Genomic DNA, 17,314 nt, shown 5'->3' with positions numbered 1-17,314 from the left:
TGATGCAAGACCGCCACCCCGCGCCCCGCTGGCTGCGCGCCCTCGCCTGGGCGCTGGGCCTGGCCGTGCTGCTGGTGGTGTTCGCCTGGTACTGGCAGCCGGTGCTGGTGGTGGAGCTTGCCAACCAGTTATGGAGCTGCTTCTGACATGAAGGTGGTCGTCATCACCGGCGCCTCCGATGGCATCGGCGCCGAGCTGGCCCGCCAGATGGCCCGGCGTGACGGCGCCGGCCTCGCGCTGGTGCTGGCCGCGCGCAGCCTGGACAAGCTCGAGGCCGTGGCCGCGCGCTGCCGCGACAGCGGCGCGCAGGTGCTGGTGTGGCGCTGCGACGTCGGCGTGCAAGCCGACTGCCGGGCCCTGATCGACGCCACTGTCGCGGCACACGGGCGCATCGACATGCTGGTCAACAACGCCGGCATGTCCGCCCACGCCCTGCTGCAGGAGGTGCAGGACCTGGCCTGGTACGAGCAGCTGATGCGCATCAACCACTGGGGCAGCGTCTGGTGCACCCACGCCGCGCTGCCGCATCTCAAGGCCAGCCGTGGCCGCATCGTGGCGGTCAGCAGCCTGGCCGGCCTGGTCGGCGTGCCGGGCCGCACCGCCTACTGCAGCACCAAGTTCGCCCAGACCGGCTTCTTCGAGGCCCTGCGCGTCGAGCTGCAGGACAGCGGGGTGTCGGTCACGCTCGCCTACCCCGGGGTGGTCGCCACCGACATCCGCTACCGTGGCTTCAACGCCGCCGGCCAGCCGGCCGGGGTCAGCGGCCTGGACGAGCGCGGCGCGATGAGCGTCGAGACCTGCGCCCGCCTGATTCTGGACGGCGCCGAACGCCGTCGCCGTGACATCGTGATGAGCGCCAAGGGCAAGCTGGGCCGCTGGCTCAAGCTGCTGGCGCCACGCATGGTCGACCGCATGGCTCTGGCGGCGCTGAACAAATCGGGGCAAGGAGCGTGAGCGGGCCGCTGCTGCCGCCGCCCGCAAGGCCGGGCGTTGCCTCTGCCTGGGTGCAGCGCTGGTCGCACCTGGTGCCCGCCGGCGCGCGCGTGCTGGACGTCGCCTGCGGCAGTGGCCGCCACCTGCGCTGGTTCGCGCAACGCGGTTGCCAGGTGACCGGCGTGGACCGCGATGCGGCGGCCGTCGAGCCGCTGCGGCCGCTGGCAGAGATCATCGTCGCCGACATCGAGTGCGGCCCCTGGCCGCTGGCCGGCCGCCGCTTCGACGCAGTGGTGGTCACCAACTACCTCTGGCGGGCCTTGCTGCCTACCGTGGCCGGCAGCCTCGCCGACGGCGGCGTGCTCCTCTACGAGACGTTCAGCCTGGGCAACGAGCGCTACGGCCGGCCATCCAACCCCGATTTCCTGTTGCGCCCCGGCGAGCTGCTGGCGCTGGCCGCCGAGGCCGGGCTGCAGGTGGTGGCCTACGAGAACGGCTTGCTGCACGAGCCGCAGCGCTGCGTGCAGCGGCTGGTTGCGGTGCGTCCCGCAGCGGCCGGCAGCGCCGTGCTCCACGCGCTGCAAAACTGAGCCCCCGCCCCGTGGGTAAAATCGCCGGATTCTGAGGAACATCCCATGACCCCGATTGTTGGCAGCATCGTCGCCCTCGTGACCCCGATGCACGAAGACGGCAGCGTGGACTTCGACACGCTGCGCACACTGATCGACTGGCACATCGCCGAAGGCACCGACTGTATCGGCGTGGTCGGCACCACCGGCGAGTCGCCGACCGTCACGGTCGAGGAGCAGGCGGAGATCATCCGCGTCGCGGTCGAGCATGCCAAGGGGCGCGTGCCCATCATGGCCGGCGCCGGCGCCAACTCGACGCGCGAGGCGATCGAGCTGTCCAAGTACGCCAAGAAAGTGGGGGCGGACTGCACGCTGCAGGTGGTCCCCTACTACAACAAGCCGACCCAGGAAGGCATGTACCAGCACTTCAAGGCCATCGCCGAGGCGGTGGACATCCCGGTGGTGCTGTACAACGTGCCCGGCCGCACGGTGGCCGACATGCAGCACGAGACCGTGCTGCGCCTCGCCGAGGTGCCCGGCATCGTGGGCATCAAGGAAGCCACCGGCAACATCGACCGCGCCGCCTGGCTCATCAAGCAGGCGCCCAAGGGGTTCTCGATCTATTCGGGTGACGACCCGACCGCCTTCGCCCTGATGCTGCTGGGCGGCCATGGCAATGTCAGCGTCACCGCCAACGTCGCGCCAAAGGCGATGCACGAGCTGTGCATGGCCGCCATCGCCGGCGATGCCAAGCGCGCAGCGGCCCTCCACCTGAAGCTGCTGTCGCTGCACAAGCTGCTGTTCGTCGAGGCCAACCCGATCCCCGTCAAGTGGGCCCTGGCCCGCCTGGGCAAGGCCGGCGCCGCCCTGAGGCTGCCGCTGGTGCCCTTCTCTGCCGCCCACCACGCAGCGATGGAAGCCGCGCTGCGTGAAGCGGAACTGCTCTGAGCCCTTCGCTCGGACGCCGCCCCGGCAGGGGCGTGGCCGCCAGGGTCGTCCGACCCTGGCCCGCCCTGCCGAGCACATTGAACCGGAGATGTCTTCTGTGAATGCGCCCTTGAACCGGCCCGCCGCACCCACTGTCCGCCTCACCGCGGCCGCACTTGCCCTGAGCGCCCTGGCCGGCTGCTCCTCGGTCAATTCCATGCTTGAGGGCGACAAGGTCGACTACCGCTCCAGCGGCGCCAAGTCGGCCCGGCTGGAGGTGCCGCCCGACCTCACCCAGCTGAGCACCGATGCCCGCTACCAGGTGCCGGCCAGCGGCAGCGTGAGCGCGGCGGCCTACCAGGCCAACACCCCGGCGCCCACGGCCGCCCAGACAACCACCACCGGCTCGGCCGGCGTCGCGCCCAGCGCGATCGGCGACCTGCGGCTCGAACGCGCCGGCAGCCAGCGCTGGCTGGTGGTCAACCAGTCGCCCGAGCAGCTGTGGCCGCAGCTGAAGGAATTCTGGCAAGAGGCGGGCTTCAGCCTGACGACCGACTCGCCGCAAACCGGCGTGCTGGAAACCGATTGGGCGGAGAACCGCGCCAAGCTGCCGATGGACATCATCCGTCGCACCGTCGGCCGGGTGCTGGAGTCGCTGTACTCGACCGGCGAACTGGACCGTTTCCGCACCCGGATCGAGCGCACCGCCACCGGCAGCGAGATCTACATCAGCCATCGCGGCATGGTGGAGGTCTATACCAGCCAGCAACAGGACGCCACGAAGTGGCAACCGCGTGACGCCGACGAAGCACTGGAAGCGCAAATGCTCAGCCGCCTGATGGTCAAGCTCGGTGTCAAGCCCGAGCAGGCCAAGGAAGTGCTGGCCACGCCGACCGCGCCGGCACGCGCCCGGGTGGTCAGCGGCACCAGCGGCCCCGCCGTGCAGCTGGACGAGGGCTTCGACCGGGCCTGGCGCCGGGTGGGCCTGTCGCTCGATCGCAGCGGCTTCACGGTCGAGGACCGCGATCGCGCCCAGGGCCTCTATTTCGTGCGCTTCATCGCGCCGTCGGCCGAGAAGGACCGCCGCGAGCCCGGCCTGCTCAGCCGCTGGTTCGGCGGCGGCAAGTCCGACGACAGCAATGCGCCGGCACGCTACCGCGTACTGGTGAAAGGCGAGAACGAGCAACGCACGCAGGTGACGGTGCTCAATGCCCAGGGCACGCCGGAACCTGGCGAAGCCGCGCAGCGCATCGTCAAGCTGCTGGCCGAGGACCTGAAGTAAGCCTGGCCTGTCCGGCGCACCGTTCATGATCCGCTTCTGCAGTCTGGGCAGCGGCAGTGCCGGCAATGCCACCCTCGTCGAAGCCGCCAGCGGCAGCACCTGCACCCGGGTGCTGGTCGATTGCGGCTTCTCCCTGCGCGAACTGGACCGCCGGCTGGCCCGGCTGGGACTGACCAGCGCCGAGCTGGACGCGGTCTTCATCACGCACGAACACAGCGACCATGTCGGCTGCGCAGCCACGCTGGCACAGAAGCACCAGGTACCGGTCTGGACCAGCCACGGCACCTGGCAGGCACTGGGTGAGCCGCAAATGGGCGGGCAGCTGCACTGGGCACGCGACGGCGACGCCATCGTGGTCGGCGATCTGCAGCTGATGCCCTATACGGTGCCGCACGACGCGCGCGAGCCGCTTCAGCTCAGCTTCACGGACGGGGCTGCCAAGCTCGGCATCCTCACTGACGCGGGCAGCATCACCCCCCACCTGCTGGCGCACCTGCAGGGCTGCGGCGCGCTGCTGCTGGAGTGCAATCACGATCCGGAGATGCTGCAGCGGTCCCGGTATCCCGCTTTTCTCAAGGCACGCATCGCCGGCCGGCACGGCCACCTGGCCAATGCGACGGCCGCCGCCATCCTGCAAGCAAGTGCGCATGCCGCACTGAAGCACGTGGTGGCCGCCCATTTGAGCGAACAGAACAACACGCCCGCGCATGCGGCGGAAGCGCTCGCGGGCGCGCTGGGCTGCACGACAGAGGACATTGTCGTGGCTCGGCAGGACCTCGGCTTCGAGTGGCTCACCGCCTGAGGCGGGCGAGCAAGGCGCAACACGCCTTACCCCCAGCAACAAAAAAGCCGCCATCAGGCGGCTTTTTCGTCACGTCTGTGTGAGGCTCACTGCGAAGCGGCGGCCGAAGCAGCGTCGGCAGCAGCAGCAGGAGACGCAGCGTCAGCAGCCGGGGAAGCAGCGTCAGCGGGAGCGGAAGCAGCTTCGGCCGGAGCAGCAGAAGCGACGTCAGCCGGCGTGGTGGCAGCCGGCGTGGTGGTTTCCGCAGCGGGAGCCGGCTCTTCCTTCTTGCCGCAAGCAGCCAGGGCCAGAGCAGCAATCACGGAAGCCAACAGAAGCGACTTTTTCATTCCTTATTCCTCAAAAAGTTTCGACCAATCACCGGTAATTGTCGGAACCCCTCCTCGTGTGCTGAGTCCCAACCAAGACTTGGAGCATGCATCTTCTGTGATGCTTTTCCACGCCTAACCAAAAATTATAGCCTAGGGTAAACCACCATTCATAGTCCCAGCGTGGTGGCGGGGAAGGCGGAGACGCTTCGCTGCCACACTTCCTGCAGCGCTTCCTCGATTCGGATCAAGTCAGCAGCGGAAGTATCGACAACACCGCGATAGCGTAACGGGTCCAGCAGCCGCACCGAACAATGTCCTGGTGCTAGCCATGCTCGCGGCACGGTTTCCGGCGAGAGATGCCCGATGGCCCGGCACTCCACCACATGGGCCCAGTCACGTCGCCAGGTGACCCAGCGAGGGTGGCTGCGCACCACCTCGTCGTAGTGGCAAGCCATCACCTTGAGCTTGCGATGGGCATAGCCCCAGCGGGTCAGGCAGTCGACCAGGCTGCGTTCACCCAGCGGCCAGTCCGCGAAATCCACGTCGCACAGCCACAGCTCGGCACAACCGCGCTCGGCTGCCAGCTCGAAGGCGGTGCGCACGGCCTGCTGGAAGGCGTGGCGCGAGTCGAAGCTGGTGGATAACACGCCGCTCTCAGTCATCGACATCTCCTCGTTCTAAAAACCGCCAGGCAGGCCGGCCATGCATCAGGCAGGATGCAGCCAGCCGTCGTCGCCCCAGCGCTCCAGCAACTCACGCGCCCCTTCGCTCAATTGCGACACCTGGCGCGCATCGAGGCAGCGGCTGTCTGCCAGAACGCGCATCAGCTTCGCATCGCGGCCACCGGCTCGGTAGGACTCGCCGTTGAAGAAGACATGCCGCTCGTCATACATCATGCGCGAGCGCCGGTCGAGCCTGACCCCGCCCGACAGGTCAGCCGCATCGCCCACCTCGAACCAGACCTGCGGCTTGGGCTCGCTCAGGTACTCGCCCAAGGCGCACTGCAGAGAGGCCTCGTCCCGCAGCAAGGCCTGCAGGGCGTCGCGAGCGTAGTCGGCGAGGCCCTCGGGAATCGCGCCGGGCGTTTCGGTGGCCGGCTGGCGCGGGTCGCGGTAGAGCGGGCTGTCGCCCTCTGCCTCCACCGCCTCGAGCATGCGCACCATGATCTCGCGCGCCAGTTCGGTGCGGGCCGGGGCCCGAAAACCGATCGACGCCGTCATGCATTCGCCCTCGGCCACGCCGTCATGGGCCCAACGTGGCGGCAGGTACAACATGTCGCCCGGCTCCAGCACGAACTCCTCTTCCGCGATGAAGTTCTGCAGGATCTTCAGGGGCACGTCAGGCTGCAGTTGCGGATCTTCCAGGCGGCCAATGCGCCAGCGCCTGCGGCCCTGCACCTGCAGCAGGAACACGTCATACGAATCGAAGTGCGGCCCGACGCCACCTCCGTCGCTGGCCCAGGACACCATGAGGTCGTCCACCCGGGCATCGGGCACAAAGCGGAATTGCTGCAGCAGATCGTGGGCGGCGTCGCGGTGCAGGTCCACGCCCTGTACCAGCACGGTCCAGCCCGGCTGGGTCGTCGGCGGCAAGGACCGGCGCGGCAACGGGCCGCGCTTGAGCGACCAGCCACCGTTGCCCTCCTGCACGATGAGTCGGGATTCAACATCCTCGCTGGCCGCCATCTCGAACAGCTCCGAGCGGGAGACGAGCGGCTGCGCCAGCGCCACGGCCTGGCGGATCAGCAGGGGTTTCTTGTGCCAGTGGCGACGCATGAATTGTTCGGGCGTCAGACCCCCGAGCAATGACAGCTTTTGTGTAATGTCCATGAGAAGCATTGTGCGATGATTGCCCGATGTTGATTTCCACTCCCTGCGTGGTGAGCCTCACCTGGAGGCTCCAAGACACCCTCGGCCACCTGATCGACGAACTGGCCGAACCGGTCGAGTTTCTCTACGGCGGCGACGACCTGCTCCCCAAGGTCGAAGAGGCCATCGAAGGCCAGCAAGCCGGCTTCGAGACCCAGATCCAGCTCGAACCCGAGCATGCCTTCGGCGACTACAACCCCGAGCTGGTGTTCTTCGAGGAACGCAGCATCTTCCCGGAGCATGTCGAACCCGGCATGCAGTTCGACGGTCTCCCCGAAGGGGCCACCACCCAGGGCATGCCGAACGACCAGATCTACACCATCACCGAGGTCTACGAGACCCACGTGGTGCTCGATGGCAACCATCCGCTGGCGGGCATCGCGCTACGCCTGAGCCTGAAAGTGGCCGGGGTGCGTGCCGCCACCGAAGAAGAAATCGAGCAGGGCACGGTCGGCCAGCCTGCCGTGACGGTGCTCAACACCGTGCCCGGCGGCTCGCAGCTGCACTGACCATCTTCCGCCGGGCGGCCCTCGCCCGGCGCGGCAGTCCTTGGAGGGCGCGCCGCGCAGGTTCCTCTCAGCCTTTGCCGGTAGAGCCGAAGCCGCCGGCCCCTCGCTCGGACACCGAGAAGGCTTCCACCACATTGAAGCGGGCCTGCACCACCGGCACGATGACCAGTTGCGCGATGCGCTCCATCGGTTCGATGGTGAACGTCGTGCTGCCGCGATTCCAGCAGCTCACCATCAACTGGCCCTGGTAGTCGGAGTCGATCAAGCCCACCAGGTTGCCGAGCACGATGCCGTGCTTGTGCCCGAGTCCCGAGCGTGGCAACACCAGGGCCGCCAGGCCGGGGTCCGCAATGTGGATGGCCAGGCCGGTCGGGATCAGCCGGGTCTGCCCCGGCTCCAGCACCAGGGCTTCGTCCAGGCAGGCACGCAGGTCGAGCCCGGCGCTGCCGGGTGTCGCATAGGCGGGGAGTTGCTCGGCCACGCGCGGGTCGAGCACTTGCAGGTCAATGGTCGTCATACGGAGTGAGGGGCGATGCGGGCGGCGATTTCTTGCACCAGCTGGCGCGCCAGCGTCAGCTTGTCGGCGGTGCCGCCGCCCGGGGGCAGCTCCCGGTGGGTCTGGGCGTCCACCAGCAGCAAGGCGTTTTCGTCTCGGCCGAAGGTGGCCGGGCCGAGGTTGCCGACGATCAGCGGGATGCCCTTGCGCTCGAGCTTGGCGCGGGCGTGTGCGAGCAGCTGCTCGCTCTCGGCGGCAAAGCCGACGCAGTAGGGCCGCAGCGGCAGGGCCGCCACTGCAGCCAGGATGTCCGGGTTCTCGGTCAGCTCGAAGGTCGGGGCGAGCTTCTTGCCGTCCTTCTTGATCTTGTGCTCGGCCAGCGTCGCGGGCCGCCAGTCGGCCACCGCGGCCGTCGCCACGAAGACGTCATGGCCGCTGGCCAGCGGCAGCACCGTGTCGTGCATCTGCTGGGCGCTGCGCACGTCGATGCGATGGACTCCGCGCGGCGTCGCCAGGTCGACCGGGCCGGCCACCAGGGTCACCGCAGCCCCCGCTTCGCGGGCGGCTCGCGCAAGGGCAAAGCCCATCTTGCCGCTGGACAGGTTGGTGATGCCGCGCACCGGATCGATCGCCTCGAAGGTGGGCCCGGCCGTGATCAGCACCGTGCGGCCGAGCAGCGCCTTGGGTTGGAAGTAGGCGATCAGGTCTTCCAGCAACTCGGCCGGCTCCAGCATGCGGCCGTCACCGACTTCCCCGCAGGCCTGGTCACCGTGGCCCGGGCCGAGCAGCACGGCGCCGTCGGCCACCACCTGGGCCAGGTTGCGCTGGGTGGCGGGGTGGGCCCACATCTCGCGGTTCATCGCGGGCGCCAGCAGCAGCGGGCAGCGTTGCTCGCCGGCCGTCCATGGCCGTGCGAGGCACAGCAGGCTGAGCAGGTCGTCGGCCCGGCCCTGGGCCAGGCTGGCGATGCAATCGGCGCTGGCCGGTGCGATGACGATGGCATCCGCCCCGCGCGTCAGGTTGATGTGGGCCATGTTGTTCGGCTCGCGCGCGTCCCACTGGCTGGTGACCACCGGCCGGCCCGACAGCGCCTGCAGCGTCACGGCAGTGATGAAGCGCTCGGCCGCCTCGGTCATCACCACCTGCACCTCGGCCCCCGCCTTGGTCAGCAGGCGCACGAACTCCGCGCTCTTGTAGCAGGCGATGCCGCCGGACAAGGCGAGCAGCACGCGCTTGCCGTTCAGTTGCAGGGGGGCGGTCATGACGGGCCTTTCCTCAGGGTCTCGAGCGGTGGATGGGCGGCAGTGGTTCACGCAGGCGTCGGCTTTCCTATTGCGGCCACCCGCCCGGTGAAGCGGGCGTGGCCGCCGCACGGCACGCGAAGCTCCTGGCCGCGCCGGGATCCGCCGCACAACGGGGCCCGATTATCGGGGCGCCGCAGCGCCTGTGGCAGGCCCGGCTATTCCGACTGAGGAACGAGGTTTTCCCGAATTTTCAGAAATTCCTGAAAATTCAGTTGATACTTGCGCTTACTCAAGAGCAGAAGAGGACGCCTCATGTATTCGATGTCACCCCTGGTACGCAGCTTCGTCGCGCACTTTGGCGAAATGGGCAGCCGCTGGGGGATCAACCGCACCGTGGGCCAGATCTACGCACTGATCTTCGTGTCGCCCCGCCCGATCAACGCCGACGAGATCGCCGAGCGGCTGGAGTTCTCGCGTTCCAACGTCAGCATGGGCCTGAAGGAACTGCAGGCTTGGCGCCTGGTGCGGCTCAAGCACCTTGCCGGCGACCGGCGCGAGTATTTCGAGGCGCCTTCCGATGCCTGGGAGATCTTCAACCGCCTGGCCGAGGAGCGACGCCGGCGCGAGATCGAGCCGACCCTCTCGATGCTGCGCAACGCCCTGCTCGAAGAGCCGACCACCGACGAAGACCGCATCGCCCAGGAACGCATGAAGGACATGCACGACCTGATCGAGCTGCTCATGACCTGGTTCGACGACGTGCGGCGGCTCGATGCCCAGACCTTGTCTCAGCTGATGAAGATGGGCTCCAAGGTGCAGAAGCTGCTCGAGTTCACCGGCAAGGTGAAGCTGCTGCCGGGCGGCAAGGCCGCGGCGAAGGAGGAATGACATGGACGCCCTCATGCTCTCGCGCATCCAGTTCGCCGCCAACATCACCTTCCACATCCTCTTTCCGACCATCAGCATCGCGCTCGGCTGGACGCTGCTGTTCTTCCGCTGGCGCTGGCTCAGGACCCAGGCCGCCGGTTGGCTGACGGCCTACCGCTTCTGGACCAAGGTGTTCGCCCTCACCTTCGCCCTGGGCGTCGTGTCGGGCATCACGATGAGCTTCCAGTTCGGCACCAACTGGCCTGGCTTCATGGAACGGGTGGGCAATGTGGCCGGCCCGCTGCTCGGATACGAGGTGCTGACTGCGTTTTTCCTGGAGGCGACCTTCCTCGGCGTGATGCTGTTTGGCCACGGCAAGGTGTCGGAGCGGGTGCACCTGCTGGCCACCTTCCTGGTGGCCTTCGGCACCACCATGTCGGCCTTCTGGATCCTGAGCCTCAACTCCTGGTTGCAGACGCCCGCCGGTCATGAAATCGTCAACGGCGAGTTCCACGTGCGGTCCTGGCTGGAGGTGGTGTTCAACCCCTCCTTCCCCTACCGGCTGGCACACATGCTGCTGGCCTCCGGGCTCACGGTGGCCTTCCTGCTGGCCGGCCTGAGCGCCTGGCAGCTGCTGCGCGGCACTGCCAACCGGGCCACCGCCCGCGTGCTGCGGGTGGGCCTGACAGTGGCGGCCGTGCTGATTCCGGTGCAGATCTTCGTCGGCGACCTGCACGGGCTCAACACCCTCAAGCACCAGCCGCAGAAGATCGCCGCGATGGAAGGTGTCTGGCAGACCGAGCGGGGCGCGCCGCTGCTGCTGTTCGCCCTGCCCGACGAGCAGCAACGTCGCAATCACTTCGAGCTGGGCATTCCGCGGGCCGCCAGCCTGATCCTCACCCATGACGCCGATGGCGAGATCCGCGGCCTGGATGAATTCCGCGGTGCACATCCGCCGGTGGCGCCGCTGTTCTTCGGCTTCCGCGTGATGGTGGGGGTGGGCGTGCTGATGCTGGCGGTGAGCTGGATGGGCGTGTGGCTCTACCGGCGCCATGGCTGGCAGGCCGAGCGGCTGCCACGGGCCTACCTGTGGCTGGTGGCCGGCATGACGTTCTCGGGCTGGGTTGCGACGGTGGCCGGCTGGTATGTCACCGAGATCGGTCGCCAGCCCTTCATCGTGCACGGCCTGCTGCGCACCGCAGACGTGGCGGCGCGGGTGCCGCCGCCGATGATCGCGCTGACGCTGGCAGCCTACCTGGCGGTGTACCTGGCGCTGATCGTGGCCTACATCGCCGTGCTGCGCTACATGGCCGAGAAGCCCGAGGAAGTGCTGCGCCACGAGGCGGCCGAGCGCCGCCACAGCCCCAGCGCCGCGCTCACCGCGCCCCTGCCCGAGACCGACCGGAGCCCCGCATGAACATCGACACCCTGCTGCCCATCGTTTTCATGGCCCTGATGGGGCTGGCGATGCTCGCCTACGTGGTCCTGGACGGCTACGACCTTGGCGTGGGCCTGCTGATGCACCGGGCCGACGACCGCGAGAAAGACACCCTGGTCGCGTCCATCGGCCCCTTCTGGGACGCCAACGAGACCTGGCTGGTGCTGGGCGTCGGCATCCTGCTGATCGCTTTTCCGAAGGCGCATGGGGTGGTGCTCACCGCCCTCTACCTGCCGAGCGCGGTGATGCTGATCGGCCTGATGCTGCGCGGTGTGGCCTTCGACTTCCGCGTCAAGGTGCACGCCCGCCACAAGCCGCTGTGGAACCGGGCTTTCTTCGCCGGCTCCGGCATTGCGGCCATGGCGCAGGGCTGGATGCTCGGCCGCTATGTCACCGGCTTCGCCGACGGCGCGCTGGCCGCGGCCTTCGCGGCCGCCATTGCGCTGGCCCTGCCGGCTGCGTACGTCCTGCTCGGCGCCTGCTGGCTGCTCATGAAGACCGAAGGTGCGCTGCAGGCCAAGGCCCAGCGCTGGGCCAAGCTGGCCTGGGGGCCCGTGGTGATCGGCATCGCGCTGATCTCGCTGGCCACGCCGGTGGTCAGCACCACGGTGCGCGAACGCTGGTTCAGCCTGCCCGAGTTCATCGCGCTGCTGCCGATTCCGCTGAGCACCGGACTCGCCCTGGCAGCGCTGCGCGGTCTGCTGAATTCGTCGCGGGTGCGCGGCAAGCTGTGCTGGGCGCCTTTCGTGCTCGTGGTCAGCGTCTTCGTGCTGGGCTTCTTCGGCCTGGCCTACAGCCTCTACCCCTATGTGGTGATGGACCGCCTCACCATCTGGCAAGCCGCCGCGGCCAGCAACTCGCTGGTGGTCATCCTGGCCGGCACGGCCGTCTCGGTGCCCGCCATCATCGGCTACACCTTCTTTGCCTACCGGGTGTTCTGGGGCAAGACCGGCGAGCTGAGCTACGCCTGAGGGGCGGCCCGTCAAGGCGCCTCGAAGGCGGGCGTGCGGCACTCGCCGCAATGGAAGTAGAGGGTGCGCCCGTCCGGCAGCGTGAGGCGGCCGCGGCGTTCACGGTCGATGAACCAGCCGGCCGGCCGGCCGTCGGCCAAACGCAGGCTGCCGCGCGCATGGCAGCGCGACATGTCGAGGTCATGGCCAAACTCCCGCGGGCTGGCGCCGCGGGCCCGGCGGAAGAACTCGCGCACATCGTCGGGCGCCAGGACGAAGGCGGCACATTGTTCAGGCGTCTCGTCGCCGCTGATCTCGTCCGTCCAGGCGCCGTTCTCCTGCACGTCCACACTCAGCGTCGCAGGCAACCCGGCCGGCGAGCCGACGCGCTGCTGCGCCTGCGCGGCTGCAACGCCGAGCGAGGCGAGCAGGCACAGTGCCGCCTTCACCATGACGCGCTCGCCGCCTCGGTGGCGTTCTTTTGCGAGACCTGCGGATGCCGGAACACCTCGCTGGCCGGCAAGTCGAAATGGGCCCGCAGGGCCATCACCAGCCACCGCAGCGCGATGTTCTGCTCGGCGCTGACCGGCTCGTAGGTGCGCCGGTCGGGGTCGGGCTCATCGAGTGGCAGCGCCTGTCCCACCAGTTCGATGCCCAGGCTGTCCTCGTTGCAGGGATAGCGGTCGGGCACCTGCTTGCGCATCTCGTACTGGTGGCGGATCGCCGGCGACATGGCCTGCAGCGCCTGCGCCTCGCCCGGCGTGCAACGGCCTTCAGCCACGCAACGGGCCCGCAGCCGCCCCACGTGGGCACAGCGGCGACGGACCGACGCCGTCTGGTAGACCGTGCCGTCCTTGTCGATCAGGAAGTGAGCGCCGTTGCCTGCATGGCGGTAGGCATCGAGCGTCGAGGCTGCGGTGGCGCCGCCGGTCTGATGCACGATCAGGCCGCGCACCCGGTGCAAGGGTCCGCGTTCGATCTGCGGGCGGATGGCGAGCCGGATTCGGGCATCGTCGACATGGCCCTTCTCGCTGATTTTCAGCAATTCATTCCTCCCCGAAGCAGTGAAGTAGTCACTTACTATGAGAACGAACGAGGTGAAAATCCGTTAAGCGTCGTTGAAAGGTGCAATCGGGAAGACAGGCGGGAGAGGAAGTGGCAGATGCGCCACGCACCCCGCTCGGGGCGGCAGTTGCGCCATCCGAAGCGTCAGCGGCGGCGCCTGGGCCTCGCGCTGCCGTCATTGAACTCCGGCGGCTTCTTGCGGACCCACTGCACGAAGCTGGCGATCTCGGGGTGCCCGCGCAGCGCTTCCCAGCTGGCGTAGCCACGTGCCAGCTCCTTTTCGGAGAAGGTCGCGTGGATCTTGCGATGGCACACCCGGTGCACCAGGGTCTTGTCGCGGCCCCCTTCGCTCTTGGGCACCAGGTGGTGCTCGTCTGCACTCGGGCCGGGCACGATGGGCCGGCCACACAGTGGGCAGGGGGGCACCGGCTCCGCCATCGACCCAAAGGGCTGCGCACCGCGCAAGCTCCTGCGCGCGACCATCGGGCTTCAGCGGGCCGGCAGGCCGTCCGGGTCGGGAAGGGTGGCGGCCGGTGCACGTGCCAGGTGGAGTGCCTGCACACCGGGCGGCGCGTCGAGCGTGGTGACCACGTTCAGGCCCCAGTCCTGGCTGCCGCCGACGCGGCGGTAGCGCAGCTGCAGCTGGCGCCGCCAGGCTCCACCGCGATCGATGTTGCGCTCGGTGCCCTTGCTCACACGGGCGCCCTTGGCGCCCAGTTCGGCCATCGCGCGCTGGAACTCCTGGTGCACGGCCGGGCCGCTCACCCCTTCGGCCCAGACGGTGCAGCCGCCGTCAGTCAGCACCACCAGATAGAGCTTAATGCCGCCTTCGGGCTGTGCGAACACCGAGCCGGTGTGGCCGTCAAGCAAGGTACTGGCCTCGGGCGCCTGCGCGTCGCGCGGCTCGAAGCCGGCGGACAGGGCCCAATCGGTGGCGCCGGTCAGGTCGCCTTCGGTGAGCACGCAGCCATCGACGAAGGCACGGGCCACCGCGCGGCCCTGCGCCACCAGGGCCGCGCCCGGTGCCGCGGCCGCTGCCGGGGCCGGGCCGGTCGGCTCCAGCGGCGTGCTTTCGATGCGCGCGGGCAGCACCGGTGCGGTCTCGGCCGCCGTCTCTGGCTGCGGCTCCGGCTGGGCCTGCGCCTGGGCGTGGGCCGGCACCGAACCCAGCAGCGCGGCACATCCCAGCGCCCGTGCCGCCCGGGCGGCAGCCTGCCTCCAATTGCGATCCATCTGCATTGCTCCCTCCCCCCGCGGCGCTGGCTGCGCCGCCCGATGAACAACGCCCGCCACGGCGCAGCCGGAGCGGGCGTTGCAAGACATGCCGGCGCGCTTTACAGGCGCTCGGCCACCCAGGCCTGCACCGAGGCCAGCGCAGCGTCGAGCTGCGTCGGGTCGGTGCCGCCGGCCATGGCCAGGTCCGGCTTGCCGCCGCCCTTGCCGCCGACCTGCTGGGCCACGAAGTTCACCAGCTCGCCGGCCTTGACCTTGCCGGTGCTGTCGCTCGTGACGCCGGCAGCCAGCTGCACCTTGCCACCGTCCACCGCGGCCAGCACGATGGCAGCCGACTTCAGCTTGTCCTTGAGCTTGTCCATCGTGTCGCGCAGGGTCTTCGCATCGGCCCCCTGCAGCGTGGCGGCCAGCACCTTCAGGCCCTTCACATCGACCGCGCGGGACAGCAGCTCGTCGCCCTGCGACGACGCCAGCTTGCCCTTGAGCGCCGCCACTTCCTTCTCCAGGCTGCGCACCTGCTCCAGTACCTGAGCGATGCGCTGCGTGACGTCCGACGGGGTGGACTTCAGCGTGCCGGCCACCTGGTTCACGGTGGACTCGAGGGTCTGCAGGTAGGTCAGCGCGTTTTCGCCGGTGACCGCCTCGACGCGCCGCACGCCGGCGGCCACGCCGCTTTCGGCCACGATCTTGAAGAGGCCGATGTCACCGGTGCGCGCCACATGGGTGCCACCGCACAGCTCGCGGCTGCTGCCGATGTCGAGCACCCGCACGGTGTCGCCGTACTTCTCGCCGAACAGCATCATGGCGCCCAGCTTCTGGGCTTCGTCGATCGGCATCACGCGCGCGCCGGTCGGGTGGTTGGCCAGGATTTCGGCATTGACGATGGCCTCGACGCGGCGGATCTGCTCGTCGGTCAGCGGCGCGTTGTGGGCGAAGTCGAAGCGGGTGCGCTCCGCGTTCACCAGCGAGCCCTTCTGCTGCACATGGCTGCCCAGCACCTCGCGCAGGGCCTTGTGCATCAGGTGGGTGGCGCTGTGGTTGCGCACGGTGCGGGCGCGCTGCTCGGCATCGACCCGCGCGCTGATCACGTCGCCGGCCTTGATGCGGCCTTCCACCACGCGGCCGTGGTGCCCGTAGACGTCGGCCTGGATCTTCAGCGTGTCCTCGACGAGGAAGCGGCTGCTGTTGTTGCGCAGCTCGCCGACGTCGCCCACCTGGCCACCCGACTCGGCATAGAACGGCGTGTGGTCGAGCACCACCACCGCGTCGTCGCCAGCGCCGGCCGACTCCACCTGGGTGCCGTCGACATACACCGCGGTGACGGTGGCAGTCTCGCGCAGCAGGGCTTCGTAGCCGTGGAAGGTGGTGGCCTGGCCGCTGTACTCGAGGCCCTGGGCGGCCTTGAACTTGCCGGCCGAGCGGCCCGCCTCCCGCTGCCGGCGCATTGCCAGGTCAAAGCCGGCGCCGTCCACCGTCATGCCGCGCTCGCGGCAGACGTCGGCGGTCAGGTCGAGCGGGAAGCCGTAGGTGTCGTGCAGCTTGAACGCGGTCTCGCCATCGAGCTCGGCCTTGCCCTGGCGCGACAGCTCGGCCAGCGCGGCGTCGAGGATCTCCATGCCGTTGGCGATGGTCTGGAAGAAGCGTTCCTCTTCCTGCTTCAGCACCTCGACGATGCGGGCCTCGTGCTGGCGCAGCTCGGGATAGGCCTCGCCCATCTCCTTGACGAGCGCCGGCACCAGCTTGTGGAAGAAGGGAGTGCGCGCGCCCAGCTTGTAGCCGTGGCGGATGGCGCGGCGGCAGATGCGGCGCAGCACGTAGCCGCGGCCGTCCTTCTCGGGGATGACGCCGTCGGCCACGATGAAGGAACAGGCGCGGATGTGGTCGGCAATGACCTTCAGCGACGGCGAGTCGGCTTCATAGCCACTGGCGCCCGCGCCGGCCACCGCCTGGCTGGCGGCGGCCAGCAGGTTCACGAACAGGTCGATCTCGTAGTTCGCGTGCACGCCCTGCAGCACCGCGGCCACGCGCTCCAGGCCCATGCCGGTGTCGACGCTCGGGCGCGGCAGCTTGTGCATGACGCCCGCTTCGTCACGGTTGAACTGCATGAAGACGTTGTTCCAGATCTCGATGTAGCGGTCGCCGTCCTCCTCGGGCGAGCCCGGGGGGCCGCCGGGGATCTCGGGGCCGTGGTCGTAGAAGATCTCGGTGCAGGGGCCGCAGGGACCAGTGTCGCCCATCATCCAGAAGTTGTCGGACTGGTAGCGGCCACCCTTGTTGTCGCCGATGCGCACGATGCGCTCGGCCGGCACGCCGACTTCCTTGTGCCAGATGTCGTAGGCCTCGTCGTCCTCGGCATAGACGGTGACCCAGAGCTTTTCCTCGGGCAGCATGAAGTGCTTGGTCAGCAGCTCCCAGGCATAGCGGATGGCGTCCTGCTTGAAGTAGTCGCCGAAGCTGAAGTTGCCCAGCATCTCGAAGAAGGTGTGGTGGCGCGCGGTGTAGCCCACGTTCTCGAGGTCGTTGTGCTTGCCGCCGGCGCGGATGCACTTCTGCGCGGTGGTGGCGCGGCTGTAGGGCCGCTTGTCGAAGCCGAGGAAGACGTCCTTGAACTGGTTCATCCCGGCGTTGGTGAACAGCAGCGTCGGGTCGTCGCCCGGCACCACCGGGCTGGAGGCCACGATCTGGTGGCCCTTCGACTCGAAGAACTTCAGGAACTTGGAGCGGATCTCGGCGGCTTTCATCCGGGTCTTTCTGGCTGGCGCCGCAGCCCGCGACGGGCTGCCATGGCGCGTAGATGCTTGATCTGGCGAAGCTTTCGAT

20 protein-coding genes are annotated in these 17,314 nt (G+C 68.7%); 10 read left to right on the top strand and 10 right to left on the bottom strand.

What is annotated here, in order from left to right:
• Positions 1-2 precede the first annotated feature (2 nt).
• The 6 genes from N7L95_RS22930 (at position 3) to N7L95_RS22905 (ending at position 4,513) form a co-directional block, all read left to right on the top strand.
• On the top strand, positions 3-146 hold the full coding sequence (locus N7L95_RS22930) for a hypothetical protein (protein WP_301257557.1): 144 nt from the start codon (positions 3-5) through the stop codon (positions 144-146).
• A 1-nt stretch (position 147) separates the two neighbouring features.
• Positions 148-954 carry an SDR family oxidoreductase gene (locus N7L95_RS22925; RefSeq protein WP_301257556.1) on the top strand — a complete coding sequence of 269 codons (807 nt, stop codon included), beginning with the start codon at positions 148-150 and terminating at the stop codon, positions 952-954.
• Complete coding sequence (locus N7L95_RS22920) at positions 951-1,523, top strand: class I SAM-dependent methyltransferase (RefSeq protein ID WP_301257555.1); 573 nt, start codon at positions 951-953, stop codon at positions 1,521-1,523. The genes N7L95_RS22925 and N7L95_RS22920 overlap by 4 nt, the downstream gene beginning before the upstream one ends.
• A 45-nt stretch (positions 1,524-1,568) precedes the next feature.
• Positions 1,569-2,450, top strand: coding sequence for a 4-hydroxy-tetrahydrodipicolinate synthase (gene dapA / locus N7L95_RS22915; protein WP_301257554.1), 882 nt, complete (start codon positions 1,569-1,571; stop codon positions 2,448-2,450).
• 88 nt (positions 2,451-2,538) lie between these two features.
• Positions 2,539-3,711: an NlpB/DapX family lipoprotein gene (gene bamC, locus N7L95_RS22910; protein ID WP_301257553.1), complete on the top strand. Its 1,173-nt coding sequence runs from the start codon at positions 2,539-2,541 to the stop codon at positions 3,709-3,711.
• A gap of 28 nt (positions 3,712-3,739) precedes the next feature.
• On the top strand, positions 3,740-4,513 hold the full coding sequence (locus N7L95_RS22905; RefSeq protein ID WP_301260216.1) for an MBL fold metallo-hydrolase: 774 nt from the start codon (positions 3,740-3,742) through the stop codon (positions 4,511-4,513).
• An 86-nt stretch (positions 4,514-4,599) separates the two neighbouring features.
• Here the strand turns inward: N7L95_RS22905 and N7L95_RS22900 are convergent, their stop codons facing one another.
• The 3 genes from N7L95_RS22900 to N7L95_RS22890 all read right to left on the bottom strand — a co-directional run bounded on the left by N7L95_RS22900 (position 4,600) and on the right by N7L95_RS22890 (position 6,653).
• On the bottom strand, positions 4,600-4,842 hold the full coding sequence (locus N7L95_RS22900; RefSeq protein ID WP_301257552.1) for a hypothetical protein: 243 nt from the start codon (positions 4,840-4,842) through the stop codon (positions 4,600-4,602).
• A 149-nt stretch (positions 4,843-4,991) separates the two neighbouring features.
• A complete protein-coding gene (locus tag N7L95_RS22895; RefSeq protein ID WP_301257551.1) occupies positions 4,992-5,492 on the bottom strand; it encodes a hypothetical protein in 501 nt (166 codons plus the stop codon).
• A gap of 39 nt (positions 5,493-5,531) precedes the next feature.
• Positions 5,532-6,653 (bottom strand): JmjC domain-containing protein, encoded by a 1,122-nt coding sequence (locus tag N7L95_RS22890; RefSeq protein WP_301257550.1) that lies wholly within the window; start codon positions 6,651-6,653, stop codon positions 5,532-5,534.
• Positions 6,654-6,679: 26 nt separating this feature from the next.
• Here N7L95_RS22890 and N7L95_RS22885 point away from each other — a divergent pair, with 26 nt between their 5' ends.
• Complete coding sequence (locus N7L95_RS22885; protein WP_301257549.1) at positions 6,680-7,201, top strand: FKBP-type peptidyl-prolyl cis-trans isomerase; 522 nt, start codon at positions 6,680-6,682, stop codon at positions 7,199-7,201.
• A 67-nt stretch (positions 7,202-7,268) separates the two neighbouring features.
• Here the strand turns inward: N7L95_RS22885 and dut are convergent, their stop codons facing one another.
• Together dut and coaBC are read right to left on the bottom strand one after the other, a co-directional pair.
• Positions 7,269-7,718 (bottom strand): dUTP diphosphatase, encoded by a 450-nt coding sequence (gene dut / locus N7L95_RS22880; RefSeq protein ID WP_301257548.1) that lies wholly within the window; start codon positions 7,716-7,718, stop codon positions 7,269-7,271.
• Entirely contained in the window at positions 7,715-8,959 is a 1,245-nt protein-coding gene (gene coaBC / locus N7L95_RS22875) for a bifunctional phosphopantothenoylcysteine decarboxylase/phosphopantothenate--cysteine ligase CoaBC (protein WP_301257547.1), read from the bottom strand. Before coaBC ends, dut begins: the two co-directional genes overlap by 4 nt.
• 294 nt (positions 8,960-9,253) lie before the next feature.
• On the opposite strand from coaBC, the gene N7L95_RS22870 reads away from it, so the two are divergent.
• Genes N7L95_RS22870 through N7L95_RS22860 form a run of 3 tightly spaced genes read left to right on the top strand, consistent with a single transcriptional unit; the run spans position 9,254 to position 12,217 of the window.
• Positions 9,254-9,829, top strand: a complete 576-nt coding sequence (locus tag N7L95_RS22870; protein ID WP_301257546.1) for a GbsR/MarR family transcriptional regulator — start codon at positions 9,254-9,256, stop codon at positions 9,827-9,829.
• 1 nt (position 9,830) lies between these two features.
• Positions 9,831-11,225: a cytochrome ubiquinol oxidase subunit I gene (locus N7L95_RS22865; RefSeq protein WP_301257545.1), complete on the top strand. Its 1,395-nt coding sequence runs from the start codon at positions 9,831-9,833 to the stop codon at positions 11,223-11,225.
• Complete coding sequence (locus tag N7L95_RS22860) at positions 11,222-12,217, top strand: cytochrome d ubiquinol oxidase subunit II (RefSeq protein ID WP_301257544.1); 996 nt, start codon at positions 11,222-11,224, stop codon at positions 12,215-12,217. Before N7L95_RS22865 ends, N7L95_RS22860 begins: the two co-directional genes overlap by 4 nt.
• 11 nt (positions 12,218-12,228) lie before the next feature.
• Here N7L95_RS22860 and N7L95_RS22855 read toward each other — a convergent pair whose 3' ends face one another.
• From N7L95_RS22855 to alaS, 5 genes are all read right to left on the bottom strand, one after another.
• Positions 12,229-12,648, bottom strand: a complete 420-nt coding sequence (locus tag N7L95_RS22855; protein WP_301257543.1) for a hypothetical protein — start codon at positions 12,646-12,648, stop codon at positions 12,229-12,231.
• Positions 12,642-13,241, bottom strand: a complete 600-nt coding sequence (locus N7L95_RS22850; protein WP_301257542.1) for a peptidoglycan recognition protein family protein — start codon at positions 13,239-13,241, stop codon at positions 12,642-12,644. Before N7L95_RS22850 ends, N7L95_RS22855 begins: the two co-directional genes overlap by 7 nt.
• A gap of 164 nt (positions 13,242-13,405) precedes the next feature.
• Positions 13,406-13,687, bottom strand: coding sequence for an HNH endonuclease signature motif containing protein (locus N7L95_RS22845; RefSeq protein WP_301257541.1), 282 nt, complete (start codon positions 13,685-13,687; stop codon positions 13,406-13,408).
• A 63-nt stretch (positions 13,688-13,750) separates the two neighbouring features.
• Complete coding sequence (locus N7L95_RS22840; RefSeq protein WP_301257540.1) at positions 13,751-14,494, bottom strand: NMCC_0638 family (lipo)protein; 744 nt, start codon at positions 14,492-14,494, stop codon at positions 13,751-13,753.
• Between the two features lie 101 nt (positions 14,495-14,595).
• The gene (gene alaS / locus N7L95_RS22835; RefSeq protein ID WP_301257539.1) at positions 14,596-17,235 is read right to left on the bottom strand and encodes an alanine--tRNA ligase; all 2,640 of its coding nucleotides are present in this window, start codon (positions 17,233-17,235) and stop codon (positions 14,596-14,598) included.
• Between the last annotated feature and the right edge of the window lie 79 nt (positions 17,236-17,314).

The sequence above is a fragment of the Eleftheria terrae genome (assembly GCF_030419005.1).
Taxonomy (GTDB): Bacteria; Pseudomonadota; Gammaproteobacteria; order Burkholderiales; family Burkholderiaceae_C; genus Caldimonas; species Caldimonas terrae.
Note: the sequence above shows the minus strand (reverse complement) of the source record. Positions and strands in the feature narration are given on the sequence as shown.

What these genes read in the sequence shown, in the direction of transcription:
- alaS (WP_301257539.1), bottom strand. Translation starts at nt 17,235, where the DNA reads ATGAAAGCCGCCGAGATCCGCTCCAAGTTCCTGAAGTTCTTCGAGTCG.
- N7L95_RS22930 (WP_301257557.1), top strand. Translation starts at nt 3, where the DNA reads ATGCAAGACCGCCACCCCGCGCCCCGCTGGCTGCGCGCCCTCGCCTGG.
- N7L95_RS22900 (WP_301257552.1), bottom strand. Translation starts at nt 4,842, where the DNA reads ATGAAAAAGTCGCTTCTGTTGGCTTCCGTGATTGCTGCTCTGGCCCTG.
- N7L95_RS22895 (WP_301257551.1), bottom strand. Translation starts at nt 5,492, where the DNA reads ATGTCGATGACTGAGAGCGGCGTGTTATCCACCAGCTTCGACTCGCGC.
- N7L95_RS22870 (WP_301257546.1), top strand. Translation starts at nt 9,254, where the DNA reads ATGTATTCGATGTCACCCCTGGTACGCAGCTTCGTCGCGCACTTTGGC.
- N7L95_RS22855 (WP_301257543.1), bottom strand. Translation starts at nt 12,648, where the DNA reads ATGGTGAAGGCGGCACTGTGCCTGCTCGCCTCGCTCGGCGTTGCAGCC.
- N7L95_RS22860 (WP_301257544.1), top strand. Translation starts at nt 11,222, where the DNA reads ATGAACATCGACACCCTGCTGCCCATCGTTTTCATGGCCCTGATGGGG.
- coaBC (WP_301257547.1), bottom strand. Translation starts at nt 8,959, where the DNA reads ATGACCGCCCCCCTGCAACTGAACGGCAAGCGCGTGCTGCTCGCCTTG.
- N7L95_RS22890 (WP_301257550.1), bottom strand. Translation starts at nt 6,653, where the DNA reads ATGGACATTACACAAAAGCTGTCATTGCTCGGGGGTCTGACGCCCGAA.
- N7L95_RS22925 (WP_301257556.1), top strand. Translation starts at nt 148, where the DNA reads ATGAAGGTGGTCGTCATCACCGGCGCCTCCGATGGCATCGGCGCCGAG.
- N7L95_RS22865 (WP_301257545.1), top strand. Translation starts at nt 9,831, where the DNA reads ATGGACGCCCTCATGCTCTCGCGCATCCAGTTCGCCGCCAACATCACC.
- N7L95_RS22840 (WP_301257540.1), bottom strand. Translation starts at nt 14,494, where the DNA reads ATGGATCGCAATTGGAGGCAGGCTGCCGCCCGGGCGGCACGGGCGCTG.
- dut (WP_301257548.1), bottom strand. Translation starts at nt 7,718, where the DNA reads ATGACGACCATTGACCTGCAAGTGCTCGACCCGCGCGTGGCCGAGCAA.
- N7L95_RS22885 (WP_301257549.1), top strand. Translation starts at nt 6,680, where the DNA reads ATGTTGATTTCCACTCCCTGCGTGGTGAGCCTCACCTGGAGGCTCCAA.
- bamC (WP_301257553.1), top strand. Translation starts at nt 2,539, where the DNA reads ATGTCTTCTGTGAATGCGCCCTTGAACCGGCCCGCCGCACCCACTGTC.
- dapA (WP_301257554.1), top strand. Translation starts at nt 1,569, where the DNA reads ATGACCCCGATTGTTGGCAGCATCGTCGCCCTCGTGACCCCGATGCAC.